At 68.1% G+C, this 14,007-nt stretch carries 15 protein-coding genes; 10 read left to right on the plus strand and 5 right to left on the minus strand.

The genetic code is table 11. The features are described 5' to 3' along the window. Positions 1 to 158: 158 nt before the first annotated feature. From kdsB to DES44_RS05750, 5 genes are read right to left on the minus strand one after another with little or no spacing between them, the layout of a single operon-like run. Positions 159 to 947: a 3-deoxy-manno-octulosonate cytidylyltransferase gene (kdsB, locus tag DES44_RS05730; protein WP_058935828.1), complete on the minus strand. Its 789-nt coding sequence runs from the start codon at positions 945 to 947 to the stop codon at positions 159 to 161. Beyond that, a complete protein-coding gene (locus tag DES44_RS05735; protein WP_058935827.1) occupies positions 944 to 1,156 on the minus strand; it encodes a Trm112 family protein in 213 nt (70 codons plus the stop codon). The genes kdsB and DES44_RS05735 overlap by 4 nt, the downstream gene beginning before the upstream one ends. Beyond that, positions 1,137 to 2,192, minus strand: coding sequence for a tetraacyldisaccharide 4'-kinase (gene lpxK, locus DES44_RS05740; RefSeq protein WP_058935826.1), 1,056 nt, complete (start codon positions 2,190 to 2,192; stop codon positions 1,137 to 1,139). Before lpxK ends, DES44_RS05735 begins: the two co-directional genes overlap by 20 nt. Beyond that, on the minus strand, positions 2,189 to 2,605 hold the full coding sequence (locus tag DES44_RS05745; protein WP_058935825.1) for an ExbD/TolR family protein: 417 nt from the start codon (positions 2,603 to 2,605) through the stop codon (positions 2,189 to 2,191). Before DES44_RS05745 ends, lpxK begins: the two co-directional genes overlap by 4 nt. Continuing rightward, positions 2,602 to 3,300: a MotA/TolQ/ExbB proton channel family protein gene (locus DES44_RS05750; protein ID WP_083525713.1), complete on the minus strand. Its 699-nt coding sequence runs from the start codon at positions 3,298 to 3,300 to the stop codon at positions 2,602 to 2,604. Before DES44_RS05750 ends, DES44_RS05745 begins: the two co-directional genes overlap by 4 nt. A 328-nt stretch (positions 3,301 to 3,628) precedes the next feature. Here DES44_RS05750 and xseA point away from each other — a divergent pair, with 328 nt between their 5' ends. The 10 genes from xseA to DES44_RS05800 all read left to right on the plus strand — a co-directional run bounded on the left by xseA (position 3,629) and on the right by DES44_RS05800 (position 14,006). After that, entirely contained in the window at positions 3,629 to 5,248 is a 1,620-nt protein-coding gene (gene xseA, locus DES44_RS05755; RefSeq protein ID WP_310732334.1) for an exodeoxyribonuclease VII large subunit, read from the plus strand. Positions 5,249 to 5,337: 89 nt separating this feature from the next. Then, positions 5,338 to 5,919: a superoxide dismutase gene (locus tag DES44_RS05760; RefSeq protein ID WP_058935824.1), complete on the plus strand. Its 582-nt coding sequence runs from the start codon at positions 5,338 to 5,340 to the stop codon at positions 5,917 to 5,919. 190 nt (positions 5,920 to 6,109) lie between these two features. Beyond that, on the plus strand, positions 6,110 to 8,488 hold the full coding sequence (locus DES44_RS05765) for a heavy metal translocating P-type ATPase (protein ID WP_083525711.1): 2,379 nt from the start codon (positions 6,110 to 6,112) through the stop codon (positions 8,486 to 8,488). 5 nt (positions 8,489 to 8,493) lie between these two features. After that, complete coding sequence (gene ccoS / locus DES44_RS05770) at positions 8,494 to 8,640, plus strand: cbb3-type cytochrome oxidase assembly protein CcoS (protein WP_058935823.1); 147 nt, start codon at positions 8,494 to 8,496, stop codon at positions 8,638 to 8,640. 108 nt (positions 8,641 to 8,748) lie between these two features. Further along, positions 8,749 to 10,191 carry a cytochrome-c oxidase, cbb3-type subunit I gene (ccoN, locus tag DES44_RS05775; protein WP_058935822.1) on the plus strand — a complete coding sequence of 481 codons (1,443 nt, stop codon included), beginning with the start codon at positions 8,749 to 8,751 and terminating at the stop codon, positions 10,189 to 10,191. Between the two features lie 28 nt (positions 10,192 to 10,219). After that, on the plus strand, positions 10,220 to 10,846 hold the full coding sequence (ccoO, locus tag DES44_RS05780; protein ID WP_058935821.1) for a cytochrome-c oxidase, cbb3-type subunit II: 627 nt from the start codon (positions 10,220 to 10,222) through the stop codon (positions 10,844 to 10,846). A gap of 10 nt (positions 10,847 to 10,856) precedes the next feature. After that, positions 10,857 to 11,033: a cbb3-type cytochrome oxidase subunit 3 gene (locus tag DES44_RS05785; protein ID WP_232309805.1), complete on the plus strand. Its 177-nt coding sequence runs from the start codon at positions 10,857 to 10,859 to the stop codon at positions 11,031 to 11,033. Then, on the plus strand, positions 11,026 to 12,015 hold the full coding sequence (gene ccoP / locus DES44_RS05790) for a cytochrome-c oxidase, cbb3-type subunit III (protein ID WP_083525709.1): 990 nt from the start codon (positions 11,026 to 11,028) through the stop codon (positions 12,013 to 12,015). The genes DES44_RS05785 and ccoP overlap by 8 nt, the downstream gene beginning before the upstream one ends. A gap of 135 nt (positions 12,016 to 12,150) precedes the next feature. Further along, entirely contained in the window at positions 12,151 to 13,587 is a 1,437-nt protein-coding gene (gene ccoG / locus DES44_RS05795) for a cytochrome c oxidase accessory protein CcoG (RefSeq protein WP_058935820.1), read from the plus strand. Between the two features lie 11 nt (positions 13,588 to 13,598). Beyond that, the gene (locus DES44_RS05800; RefSeq protein WP_058935819.1) at positions 13,599 to 14,006 is read left to right on the plus strand and encodes a hypothetical protein; all 408 of its coding nucleotides are present in this window, start codon (positions 13,599 to 13,601) and stop codon (positions 14,004 to 14,006) included. Position 14,007: the final 1 nt, after the last annotated feature.

The raw sequence follows: 14,007 nt of genomic DNA on the forward strand, positions 1-14,007 counted from the left end.
CCTTCGCCCCGCTGACGTTCCGCCCGAATGAACAACGGCCGTCGCCCGTGCGGGCTACGGTGAAGGCTCAGTTCACCGGGATCGAAGGGCCGCGTCAAGGCCCTGGCCATCGGGCATTCCCGCGCTTGCGGAGGAGCGGGGAATCCAGAGGGACCTGATCAGGCTGCGGCCGGGCCCGCTGCCATCAAGGCGCGGACACGCGCCAGATCCTCCGGCGTGTCCACACCGGGCCCAGGCCGCTCGTCGCTGACAAATACGGCAATCCGCTCGCCATGCCACAGCACGCGCAGTTGCTCCAGCGCTTCGATCTGCTCGAGCGGGCTGACCGGCAGGGTGGGGAAGCGTCGCAGGAAGCCGGCGCGGTAGGCGTACAGGCCCACATGGCGCATGACGGCACCCGGGCGGATGCGGGCGCCGCCACCGGGCGCGTCCCGCCACCACGGGATCGGGGCGCGGGAGAAATACAAAGCCAGGCCCTGCGCATCGGTCACCAGCTTCACCACGTTCGGGTTGGCGAACTCGGCGTCATCGTCAATGGCGTGGGCCACCGTCGACATCTGGCACTGCGCGCGCTCGCCCAGCAGTTCGGCGCAGGCCCGGATCATGCCCGGCGCAATCAGCGGCTCGTCGCCCTGCACATTCACCACCACGGCGTCGTCCGGCAGGCCCAGTTGCTCGACGGCCTCGGCCAGGCGGTCGCTGCCGCTGGCATGGTCGGCGCGGGTCATCAGCGCCCGCACGCCATGGGCCTCGCAGGCCTGGCGCACTTCCTCGGCATCCGTGGCCACCACCACCTGCGCGGCGCCGGCCAGCGCGGCCCGGCGGGCGACCTGGACGATCATCGGCACGCCGGCAATGTCCGCGAGCGGCTTGTTGGGCAGCCGCGTGGACGCCAGCCGCGCCGGAATGATGATGTGGAAGGGCAGCGCGCCCGCCGCAGCGCTCATGCGCCTTCGCCCTCGGCGTCCAGCACGCGGGCCTCGTTGGCCAGCATCACCGGAATGCCGTCGCGCACCGGAAAGGCCAGGCGGTCCGCCGGGCACACCAGTTCACGGGCGGGCAGGGCTTTGCCGCCGCTCTCGTTGCCATGGCGGCGGTCTTCCAGTGGGCCCTTGCAAACAGGGCACACCAGCATGTCAAGAAGTCTTTGGTCCATCAGGCAGCAGGCGCGTCAGCTCGGTGAGCAGCGCCTCCTCAAATGCAGGTTCGGGCTGGAAGTCTAGCGCCACCACCCAGATGCGACAGCCTTGCAGCGCTTCGGGGCGCAATTTCACGGCGTCTTTTTCGGTGATGACGACTTCATCGGTGCGGGCCCACGGCAGCGGGTCCAGCGAAGCATGGTCGGGCAGGGGCAGGGCGCGAAAGCTCAGGCCCTGGTCGCCCAGCATGTCGAAAAAGCGTTGTGGACGGGCCAGGCCCGCAGCGGCGATCAACGGCTTGCCCCGCAGGGCATGCAGCCGCTCCATGCGGGGCGCTTCTCCGCGCCACCAGTCGGCCAGTGCCGTGGCGCCGGCCAGTTGCCGAACGCCCAAGTAGCCCGGCAGCCCGGTGCTGCGCAGGCCGGTGGAATACAGCACCAGCTGGCGGTTGCTGCTGCCCGGTGGCGGCGGAAGCTGGCGGGACTGACGCAGCGGCCCTGCGGGCAACAGACGGCCGTTGGCCAGCCCCCGTTCGTCAAAGACCAGGACACTGAGCTGGCGCGGCAGGCGCCAGTGCTGCAAACCGTCATCGGAGACCAGCACCTGCACGTCGGGATGCGCGGCCAGCAGCGCCTGCGCCGTGGCGACGCGGTCACGGCCCACGGCCACCGGGACCCGCGCCCGCAGGTGGATCATCAGCGGTTCGTCCCCGACATCCGCCGCACGGTCGCCGTCCTGCAGCACGCGGATGCGCTGGTCCTCGGGTCGGCCGTAGCCCCGCGAGATCACACCGGCGCGGATGCCGGCGCGGGCCAGGATGGCCAGGATGGCGAGGGTGGTGGGCGTCTTGCCAGCGCCGCCGACGACCCAGTTGCCGACCACGATGACGGGAACGGGCAGCCGCGCCGCGCGCTTGAGGCCCAGGCGGTAGAGCCCCACTTTCAGCCGGAGCAGGCCGGCATGCAGGGCCCCGAGCGGGCGCAACCACTGCGCCAGGCGGTCGTTCTCCCGCCAGGCGCGCTGCAGCCGCTCTTCCAGGGAGCCGGGGCTCATTCCCGGGGCTTGTTGGCGGCGAAGGTCAGCCGCGGCAGGTTGGCGCGGCGTGCCGCGTCCATCACGTTGACCACCGCCTGATGCGGCGTGGCGGCATCGGCGGAGATGATCAGCACCGGCTCCTGCTTGCCCTGCGTGGCGGCTTGCAGCGCGGCGGCGAGCAGGTCGACGCTGCGGCCTTCCACCGGCTGGCTGTCAATGGCGTAGCGGCCATCCGACGAGATCGCCACGATGATTTCCGCAGGGCGGTCCTTCATCGACTGGGCGTCCGCGGTGGGGAGCGTCACCTGCAATTCCGTGAACTTCGAGTAGGTGGTCGACAGCATCAGGAAGATGAGCACGACCAGCAGCACGTCGATGAACGGGATCAGGTTGATCTCCGGCTCCTCGCTCTGGCGACGGCGGAACTTCATTTGCTGGGCACCTTGCCGGCGCTGCGCGAGGCCGGGGCGGCGGCTGCGGCAGCGGCCACGGGGGCGGCGGCCGAAGCACCGGACTGGCGGCTGGTCAGCTGGTTCAGCAGACGTTCGCTGGCCTGTTCCATGTCGATCACATAGCCTTCCACGCGACCGCGGAAGTAGCGATAGAACATCAGCGACGGGATGGCCACGATCAGGCCGAAGGCGGTGTTGTACAGCGCGATCGAGATGCCATGGGCCAGCAGCGTCGGATTGTTGCCGGTGGGGCCCTGGCTGCCGAAGATCTCGATCATGCCCACGACCGTGCCCAACAGGCCCAGCAGCGGCGCGGCGGCGGCCACCGTGCCCAGGGTGTTGAGATAACGCTCCATCTGGTGGATGGCGTGGCGGCCGGCCAGCTCAAACACCTGGCGCAGGCGCGGCTCGGGCAGCCGCGCATCCGTCTGCACGGCGCGCAGGCCCGACGCCAGCACCTGGCCCAGCAGCGAGTTCTCGGCCAGCTTGTTGACCACATCGCCGCTGGGAATCTGGAACTGGGTCACGCCCAGCACTTCCTCGATCAGGCTCTCTGGCGCCACACGGCTGGCGCGCAGGCTGACGAGACGTTCGATGATCAGGGCCAAGGCCACCACGGAACACAGCAGCAAGGGCCAGATGGGCCAACCGGCGGCTTGTATGATCGAAAACAAGGCAATCCCTCCGTTCGGGCCACTCCAGCCCGGCGGCGCATTATGGCGCGTGGAGCCCGCGTCGCCGAGCATCCTTCCTCACGATCACAAGCCCTTACAAACATCCACCATTCCTGTGGATAACTTTGTGGGAAACCTCGTGATCAAGCGCGACATGGCCCGTCTCCAAGGGACAAAGATTGGCTTGCTCAAAAATTCAGCAGGAAAAAGCTTTTGAAAAACAACCGCTTATCGATATGTGACGGCCGCATGACGAGCGAAGTGGCCCGCGGAACCAGCATTGGCGCGGCTGTGGAGTTCCCGGGCCGCGCCACGCTTGGGTTTGCAGGTGATTGACGCCCCGGAAGCCGCATCACCACGCAGGGTCTGGGGGGTAGCGGCCCTGTTGATGGCCCTTTCCGACGCATTGCAGGCGCGGTTCCCCGTATTGACGGTGCAAGGCGAGCTCTCCGGGTTTACCCGGGCGGCCAGCGGTCACTGCTATTTCAGCCTGAAGGACGGCGACGGGCAGGCTGCGATGCTGCGCTGCGCCATGTTCCGGCGGGCTGCCAGCCTGATGGACTTCTCGCCGCGGGATGGCCATGCGGTTGAAGTGCGGGGGCGGCTGGCGCTGTATGAGCCGCGTGGGGAGTTGCAGTTCATCGTCGAATCAATGCGGCGGGCCGGGGAGGGCGCGCTGTATGAGCAGTTCCTGCGGCTCAAAGCCCGTCTGGAGGCCCAGGGGCTGTTCGACGCGGACCGCAAGCGGGTGCCGCCGCCGTATGCCCGGCGCATCGGCGTCATCACCTCCGCTGCCGGCGCCGCGCTGCACGACGTGCTCACCGCCCTGGCGCGGCGGGCGCCGCATGCGCAGGTGTTTGTCTACCCCAGTCCGGTCCAGGGGGCCGAGGCACCGCCCGCGCTGGTGCGGGCGCTGGAGATCGCCAACGAGCGCGCCGATGCCGAGGTGCTCCTGCTGGTGCGCGGCGGCGGCTCGCTGGAGGACCTGTGGGCCTTCAACGACGAGCGGGTGGTGCAGGCCATCGCCCGCTCCAGCCTGCCGGTGATCTGCGGCGTGGGCCACGAGACCGACATCACCCTGGCGGACCTGGCGGCCGACGTGCGCGCGCCCACGCCCACGGCGGCGGCCGAGCTGGCCACCGTGTCGCGGGAGCAATGCCTGGAGACGCTGGCCGCACTGGACCGCCAGTTGCGCCGGCGTCTGGAGCAGCGGCTGGACAGCGCCTCCCAGCGCCTGGATCGGCTGACGCTGCGTCTGGCCCGGCCGGGCGACGCCCTGAGCCGCCAACGGCGGCGGCTGGACCTGTACGGCCAGCGCCTGAGCCAGCTGCTGCCGCGGGCCGCCAGCCAGCGTCAGCAGCGGCTGGACCTGCTGTCCCAGCGCCTGTCGCAACTGCTGCCCCGCGCGGCGGCCCATCGGCAGCAGCGACTGGACCATCTGGACGAACGTCTTCGTCGCGCCTTGCCGCAGCAGGCCGGGCGGGCTTCGCACCGCCTCGAGTCGCTGTCCAGCCGCCTGCAGGCGCTGGACCCGCGCCAGGTGCTGCAGCGGGGCTTTGCCTGGCTGGACGATGGCCAGGGGCGGGCGCTGACCTCCATCGGGCAACTGCAGGAGGGTCAGGGCTTGAGAGCCGTTCTGGCCGACGGCGCGGCCGACGTGACGGTGGACCGGCTGACGGCCAACGGCGCGCCCGTGCCGCCTGCGGATCCTGCAGGGCCTGCAGGGCCTGCAGAGCCGCGTGCCGGCCGAGCTGTCGGACGAGGTGTCGGACGAGGTGTCGGACGGGGCGCACGCCGTTTGCCCGTGGAGGCGGTCGGCGCCGTGCCAGCCCCCGAGACGCCGGACGCGGCCTCCGCCGCGCAGGCCTCGCTGCTGGATGCGATCGATCCCGACGCCCCGGCGCCAGCCCCGCGCACGCCCCGTCGCCGCAAGACCAAGGATGTCTGACCCTGTCTTAATCCCCTCCCGGTGACGGTGCTGTTTAGCTGCCTACAATCGCCGCGATCTTTGTCCAAACTCAACTAGAGGAGTGCCTCATGGAACACGTTCTGCCCGATCTGCCTTACGACAAGAATGCCCTGGCCCCGCACATCAGCGCCGAGACGCTGGAGTACCACCACGGCAAGCATCACAAGGCCTACGTGGACAACCTGAACAACCTGCAAAAGGGCACGGAGTTCGAGTCCAAGACGCTGGAAGAGATCGTCAAGACCTCCAGCGGCGGCATCTACAACAACGCCGCCCAGATCTGGAACCACACCTTCTTCTGGAACTGCCTGCGCCCGAACGGCGGCGGCGCCCCGACCGGTGCACTGGCGGACGCCATCAATGCCAAGTGGGGCAGCTACGACGCCTTCAAGGAAGCCTTCCAGAAGAGCGCCGTGGGCAACTTCGGTTCGGGCTGGACCTGGCTGGTGAAGAAGGCCGACGGTTCGGTGGACATCGTCAACATGGGCGCCGCCGGCACCCCGCTGACGACCGGTGACACGCCGCTGCTGACCATCGACGTGTGGGAACACGCCTACTACATCGACTACCGCAATGCGCGTCCGAAGTTCGTCGAGACCTTCCTGAAGAGCCTGGTGAACTGGGAATTCGCGCAGGCCAACTTCGCCTGAGCGCCCGGGTTTCCCGAGTGATCAAACGCCCCGCCCTGCGGGGCGTTTTCATTTGTGGCTTGACGCGGATCAAGCAGTTGTTCGGGCCGGTGACCTCATGGGTTTGGGGGCAACACGACATTCGAGGATATCCGCCGAATTATTGATATTGGCCAAATCGTGATGCGGGGGTTTCACCCATCATCGCGCCATGCCGCCCGCCGATGCCGCCGCCGAAGCGGTCCTGCCCCTTGCCATCCCGCCTGCACCGGCGGGCAGGGCAGCCACTGCCCCGGACCAGCCGTCCCTCGGCGGCCTCCACGGCGAATGGCTGACTGACACCGACGTACGCTCCCGCCTGCGTCTCTCCGGCATGCACTGCGCCGCCTGCGCGGGCCTGATCGAGGCGCTGCTGCTGCGCCAGCCGGGCGTGCGGGCTGCCCAGGTCAGCCCGTCCACCCAGCGGCTGACGCTGGACTGGTCACCGGCGGACACCTCGCTCGAGCACCTGCGCCGGGAGCTGCGCCGCGCCGGGTATGACTGCGCCCCGGACCTGCCCACGCCGGCGCGTGAGCTGCGTCGCCGGGAGCACCGGCAGGCCATCTGGCGGCTGTTTGTCGCCGGCTTTCTGATGATGCAGGTGATGATGCTCGCCTGGCCGGCCTATGTCGCGGCGCCCGGCGAGATGACCCCGGATGTCCAGGCGCTGCTGCGCTGGGGCCAGTGGGTGCTGACGCTGCCGGTGATGCTCATGGCCGCCGGCCCCTTTTTCCAGGCCGCCTGGACCCAGTTGCGCAGCCGCCGGCTGGGCATGGACGTGCCGGTGGTCGTGGGGCTCACGGTGGCCTTTGTCGCTGGCACCGGGGCCACGCTGGATCCGACCGGCCCGTTCGGCCATGAGGTCTATTTCGACTCCATCACCATGTTCGTCGCCTTCCTCCTGGCGGCGCGTTATCTCGAACTGCGTGCCCGCCATCGCGCGATGGAAGCGCTGGAGGAGGTGGGTCAGGCCCTGCCGGACCAGGTTGAGCGCCTGCGGGCGGACGGCGGCAGCGACTGGGTGGCTGCCGAAGCCCTGCAACCTGGGGACCAGGTCCGGGTTCCCGCGGGCCAGCGTATTCCGGCGGATGCGTTGGTGGTGCACGGGCAGGGCGCGGTCGACGAATCCCTGCTCAGCGGTGAGTCGCGTCCGGTGAGCAAGTCGGTAGGCGATGAAGCGCTGGCCGGCAGCATCAATCTGCATGGCGTGCTGGTGCTGTCGGTGCGACGGGTCGGCGCGGCCACGCGGCTGTCCGGGCTGCAGCGGCTGATGGAGCAGGCCTTCCAGGAACGGCCGACCCTGCTCAAGGCCTCCGACCGCATGGCCGGCGTGTTCCTCGCCGGCGTGCTGACGCTGGCGCTGGGGGCGGCGCTGGCCTGGCAGTTCATCGATCCGTCGCGGGCGGTGGCCGTAGCGGTGTCGGTGCTGATCGTCACCTGCCCGTGTGCACTGTCGCTGGCAGCACCGGCGGCATGGGTGGCTGCGGCGGGCCGGTTGGCGCGGCAGGGGCTGCTGCTGTCGCGGCTCGAATCGATTGAATCGCTGGCGCGCATCACCCATGTGGTGATCGACAAGACGGGCACGCTCACCGACACCCGTCTCGCGCTGGCCGCCCAGTGGCCTGCCACGCTGACGCGGGAGGAGGGCGACAAGGCGTTTGCGCTGGCGGCGGCGTCGCACCATCCGCTGTCGCGGGCGCTGTTGCTGGCGTTGCAGGGACTGAGGGAGAAGGCTCAAACGCCTGGTGCGTTAGAGCGGGCGTCCGCCGCGCCCGCTGGAGCGGACATCACCACCGAGCACATCGGCCGCGGACTCGAGACCACCGATGCCAACGGCGACGTCTGGCGCCTGGGCTCGGCCCGCTGGGCCAGCGAGTCGCCAGTGGCGCTATCCGACGCCCAACTGGTGCTGGCCTGCAACGGCGTGCCGCGCGCCGCATGGCGTTTCGACGAGCAATTGCGCGAGGACGCCGGCGCGGCCGTCGCCGCCTGCCAGGCGCTGGGACTGCCCGTCACGCTGCTCTCCGGCGATCAGCCTGCCCGCGTGGCGCTGGCCGCCGAACGCGCCGGCATCCGCGACTGGCAGGGGGGCGCCAGCCCCGAGGACAAGCTCGCCCACGTGGCCCGCCTGCAGCAGCAGGGCGAACAGGTGCTGATGCTGGGCGACGGCATCAACGATGCGCCGGTGCTGGCCCGCGCCCAGGCTTCCATCGCCATGGGGCAGGGCGCCGATCTGGCCAAGGTGCGGGCGGATGCGCTGCTGGTCCAGCCCCGTCTGAGCGCCGTGCCCCAGGCCCTAGCCCTGTCACGCCGCACGGTGAAGGTCGTGCGGCAGAACCTCGCCTGGGCGCTGGTCTACAACACCGCCTGCGTGCCCATGGCCCTGGCCGGCTGGCTGCCGCCGTGGGCGGCCGGTCTGGGTATGGCCCTGAGTTCCTGCGCGGTCATTGCCAATGCCGCCCGGCTGGGCCGCGGTGCCTCGGCACCTGCCGCCCCGGCCGCACCGGCCGCTGATGCCGCTGATGCCGCTGATGCTGTTGTGCAAGGCTGAACACCGTGGACATTCTTTTCCTGCTCATCCCGCTGTCCGTGGTGCTGGTGCTGCTGATCCTGGGTGTTTTCGGGTGGGCTTTATACAACGGTCAGTGGGAATCCGAGGCCCTGGATCGCGAAGGACAACGAATCCTCGAGGACGAGTCCTAAGGTTGATTCCCATCAAAGCACTCCCCAGGCCGCTGCCAAAGAATGACCGGGAAATCCAAATACATGGGTCAAGGAGCGTCAATGAGTGGGGTAATCAGCAAGGAAGGGATGGCACCTCCCAGCTATGACGATGGCGTGGTCCGCGCCTTCGCTCTGGCTTCGGTGCTGTGGGGAGTGGTCGGCATGCTGGTGGGGGTGGTCATTGCCGCCCAACTGGCCTGGCCGGAGCTGAATTTCGGCATCCCCTGGTTGAGCTATGGCCGCCTGCGGCCGCTGCACACCAACGCAGTCATCTTTGCCTTTGGCGGTTGTGCCCTGATGGCCACAGCCTTTCACGTGGTCCAGCGCACCTGCCACACCCGGCTGTTTGCGCCCAAGCTGGCCTGGTTCACCTTCTGGGGCTGGCAGGCCGTCATCGTGCTCGCGGCCGTCACGCTGCCCCTGGGCATCACCAGCGGCAAGGAATACGCCGAACTCGAATGGCCGGTCGACATCCTGATCACCCTGGTGTGGGTCAGCTACGCCATCGTGTTCTTCGGCAGCGTCGGCATCCGCAAGGTGCGCCACATCTACGTGGCCAACTGGTTCTTCGGCGCCTTCATCATTGCCGTGGCCTTGCTGCACCTGGTCAACAGCGCGGAGATCCCGGTCAGCCTCACCAAGAGCTACTCGGCCTACGCGGGCGTGCAGGACGCGATGGTGCAGTGGTGGTACGGCCATAACGCGGTCGGCTTCTTCCTGACCGCCGGCTTCCTGGGCATGATGTACTACTACATCCCCAAGCAGGCCAACCGCCCGGTCTATAGCTACCGCCTGTCCATCGTCCACTTCTGGGCGCTGATCTTCACCTACATGTGGGCGGGCCCCCACCATCTGCACTACACCGCGCTGCCGGACTGGGCGCAGAGCGTGGGCATGCTGTTCTCGCTGGTGCTGCTGGCGCCGAGCTGGGGCGGCATGATCAACGGCGTCATGACCCTGAGTGGCGCCTGGCACAAGCTGCGGGACGACCCCATCCTGAAGTTCCTCATCGTGGCGCTGTCCTTCTACGGCATGTCCACCTTCGAGGGTCCGATGATGTCCATCAAGACGGTCAATGCCCTGTCGCATTACACCGACTGGACCATCGGCCACGTGCACAGCGGTGCGCTGGGCTGGGTGGGCCTGATCTCGATGGGCGCGCTGTATCACCTGATCCCGCGCATGTGGGGCCGCACCGCGATGTACTCCACCCGTGCGATTGAGCTGCACTTCTGGATTGCCACCGTCGGCATCGTGCTCTACATCGCCGCGATGTGGATCGCCGGGGTGATGCAGGGCCTGATGTGGCGTGCGGTGAACCCGGACGGCACGCTGGTCTACACCTTCGTCGAAAGCGTCAAGGCCACCTATCCGTTCTACGTGGTGCGTCTGCTGGGCGGTCTGCTGTATTTGAGCGGCATGTGCCTGATGGCCTGGAACGTGGTGATGACGGTGCGCGTGGGCTCGGCCCGTCCGCAGCCCATCCCGTCGCAGAACAACCTGCCGACGGGGGCCATGGCCGCCGCCTGATCCCAAGCCGCACAACAAGGAGAAAGACATGGCACAAGCCCATGCAACACCGGTGGGTCACGAACGCATCGAGACCAGCAACTTCCTGATGATCGTGCTGGTGCTGCTGACCGTGGTGGTCGGCGGCATCATCGAGATCGTCCCGCTCTTCTTCCAGCGCTCCACCACGCAGCCGCTGGAGAACCTCAAGCCCTACACCGCGCTGCAGCTGGCCGGTCGGGACGTCTACATCCGCGAGGGCTGCTACAACTGCCACTCGCAGATGATCCGTCCGCTGCGGGCAGAGACGCTGCGCTACGGCCACTATTCGGTGGCCGGTGAATCGGTCTATGACCACCCCTTCCAATGGGGCAGCAAGCGCACCGGTCCGGACCTGGCCCGCGTCGGCGGCAAGTACAGCGATGAATGGCACCGCCTGCACCTGAACAACCCGCGTGACCTGGTGCCTGAGTCCAACATGCCGGCCTACCCGTGGCTGGCCACCGGTCAGGTCGACCCGGACGGCATGGCCCCGCGCATGCGGGCCCTGCGCACCGTCGGCGTGCCCTACACCGACGCGGAAATTGCCGCGGCGGCGGACGAGGTCAAGGGCAAGACCGAAATGGAAGCGGTCATCGCCTACCTGCAGGTGCTGGGCACCGCGATGAAGCGCTGAGGAGATCGCCATGGACATGTTTGATCTCAACCTCATCCGCGCAGCGGTGACGCTGCTGTCCTTCGTGATGTTCCTGGCCATCGTGGCCTGGGCATACGCCAAGCGCAACAAACAAGAACTGCAGGCACTGGCCCAACTGCCCTTCCTGGGCGACGAGCCGATGCCGGAGGGAGTCCGCCATGAGTGATTTCTTTTCGAGCGGCTGGTCCGTCTTCATCATGGCCGGCACGATCGGCGGGCTGGTGTTCTGCGTCGCCCTCTTGATCATCGCCAGCCGGCGCCGTGTCATGGCCAAGGACGACACCACCGGCCACGTCTGGGACGAAGACATCCGTGAAATGAACAACCCGCTGCCGCGCTGGTGGATGGGGCTGTTCGTGCTGACCATCGTCATCGCTGGCATTTACCTGGCGCTGTATCCGGGCCTGGGCAGCTATGGCGGCACGCTGGGCTGGACGAGCGAGCGCCAGTACCAGGACGAGCAGGCCAAGGCGCAGACGGCGATGCATCAGGTCTATGCGCGCTTTGAAAGCATGCCGGTCGAGGCGCTGGCGCGTGACCCGCAGGCCCAGGGCATCGGCGAGCGGCTGTTTGCCAACAACTGCGCGCAGTGCCACGGCGCGGATGCCAAGGGCTCCAAGGGCTTCCCCAACCTGACCGACAACGACTGGCTGTATGGCGGGCAACCCGACACCATCATCCAGACCATCACCCAGGGCCGCCAGGGCATGATGCCCCCGATGGCCGCGGCAGTCGGCAGCCCGGAGGATGTGCGCAACCTGGCCAACTATGTGCTGAGCCTCTCCGGCAGTCCGCACAACTCGATTGCCGCGGCGCTGGGCAAGCCCAAGTTCGCGGCCTGCGCGGCCTGTCACGGTGCGGACGGCAAGGGCAACCAGGCCCTGGGGGCGCCGAACCTGACCGACAAGATCTGGCTGCACGGCTGGGGTGAGAACGCCATCGTCGCCATGGTCAACAACGGCAAGACGAACGTGATGCCGGAGCATGCCTCGCGGCTGAACGCGGACCAGATCCGCGTACTGGCGGCGTATGTCTGGGGCAAGTCGCACACCGGGGCGATCTCGGCGGATGCGTCGGGCAGCAGCGGCAGCGTGATCAACGCCACCGCCACCGCCACCTCCACGGTCTCGGCCGCGCTCAAGCCGTGACCCAGCCTGCGCGACCTCCGGCCTGGCGCGCCCACGGGCGTGCATCCGCACTCCGCGCCCACGGGCGTGGGGCCGGTCGTCGCGCAGCAGCTGTGAAGCCGCCCCCCAGCAGTCAGACGTAACGCGATCCTCCCCATGAACAAACCGCTTGCGGAACCTGAGCTCCAGACCGTGTCGCTGTATGCGGCGCAGCCCAAGATCTATCCACGGGCCGTGCACGGCTGGTTTGCCGTCTGGCGCTGGGCGCTGGTGTTTCTCACCCAGGCGGTGTTCTACGGGATGCCGTGGTGGAACTGGAACGGCCGCCAGGCCGTGCTCTTCGACCTTGAAGCCCGGCGCTTCTTCATCTTCGACCTGGTGCTGTATCCGCAGGACCTGGTCTATCTGACCGCACTGCTGCTGATCTCGGCCTACGCGCTGTTCCTGTTCACGGCAGTGGCGGGGCGCCTGTGGTGCGGCTATGCCTGCCCGCAGACGGTCTACACCGAGATCTTCCTCTGGATCGAGCGCCACACCGAAGGCGACCGGGCCGCGCGCATCCGCCTGGACCGGTCCGACCTGAGTGTCGAGAAGGTGCTGCGCAAGTCCGCCAAGCATGGCGGCTGGCTGGCGGTGTCCCTGTGGACGGGGTTCACCTTCGTTGGCTATTTCACCCCCATCCGCACACTGGGCGATGCCACCCTGCATGGCCTGCTGGGCGGCTGGCAGACCTTCTGGATCCTGTTCTATTCGCTGGCCACCTACGGCAATGCGGGCTTCCTGCGCGAGCAGGTCTGCAAGTACATGTGCCCCTATGCGCGCTTTCAAAGCGCGATGTTCGACAAGGACACCCTGGTCATCAGCTATGACCCGGCCCGCGGCGAACCGCGCGGCCCGCGTTCCAAGAAGCTGGGTGTGGCGGACCTGTCGTCGGCCAATGTCGGCAGTTGCGTCGATTGCAAGCAATGTGTGCAGGTCTGCCCCACCGGCATCGACATCCGCAATGGCCTGCAATATGAGTGCATTGGCTGCGCGGCCTGTATCGATGCCTGCAATGGCGTGATGGACAGCTTTGAATATCCGCGCGGCCTGATCCGGTATGCCACGCAGAACGGCATGCAAAAGGGCTGGACGAGTGCACAGCAATGGCGCCGGGTGTTCCGCCCGCGCGTGATGATCTATTCCGTCATCCTGTGGTTGCTGGCCGCCGCCATGGTGTGGAGCCTGGCCACCCGGCTGCCATTCCGCGCCGACGTGGTGCGCGACCGGGCGGCGCTGGCGCGTCAGGTGGAGGACGGCTACATCGAGAACGTCTACCGCCTGCAGTTGATGAATGCCAGCGGCGACACGCTGCGCCTGCGCCTGGAGGTCAGCGGCCTGGACACAGCCGCCTTCAGCAGCGCCCAGGCGGTGCATACGCTGGCACCGGCAGAGGCACGCTGGGTCACCGTGGCCCTGCGGGTGCCGCCCGAGACTGCAGGCCAGCTCAGTGCGGGCGCCCATCCCCTGCAATTCCGCATCCAGCAGGTGTTGCCCGACGGCGCACCCGGCCGGGTGCTGGTCGAGAAATCGACCTTCGTCATTCCCCGTTGAAGGAGCCCCTCATGGCCTATGCCACCCCCGCTGTTCCTGTTGCTGCCACGGGCGTTGCGCCTGGGGCTGCCCGCGCCGCGTCCTTCACCGAGGCGGCCATGGCCGCACCCAGCGGGCCCTGGTGGCGACATCCGATGATGTGGCTGGTGGTGGGCGGGCCGTCGCTGGTGGTGGTGGCGAGTTTCATCACGCTGACCCTGGCCGTCCGGCATGCCGACCCGGTGGTGGAGCACGGCAATCAGGCCGGCTCGGCGCGGGTGTCGGCGGAGGAGGCCGGCACGGACGAGGGCGCACGCGCCATCGCTGGGGCGCGGGCGGGCCTTGCAGGCGGAACAGACGGAGCCACCCAGCCAGACCCCGCACTCCAGCCAGCCATGCGCGCCCGCAACCACGCCGCCACCGGCGGCAAGGAGCATTGAG

The organism is Roseateles depolymerans, from assembly GCF_003387155.1.
Classification (GTDB): Bacteria; Pseudomonadota; Gammaproteobacteria; order Burkholderiales; family Burkholderiaceae_C; genus Roseateles; species Roseateles depolymerans.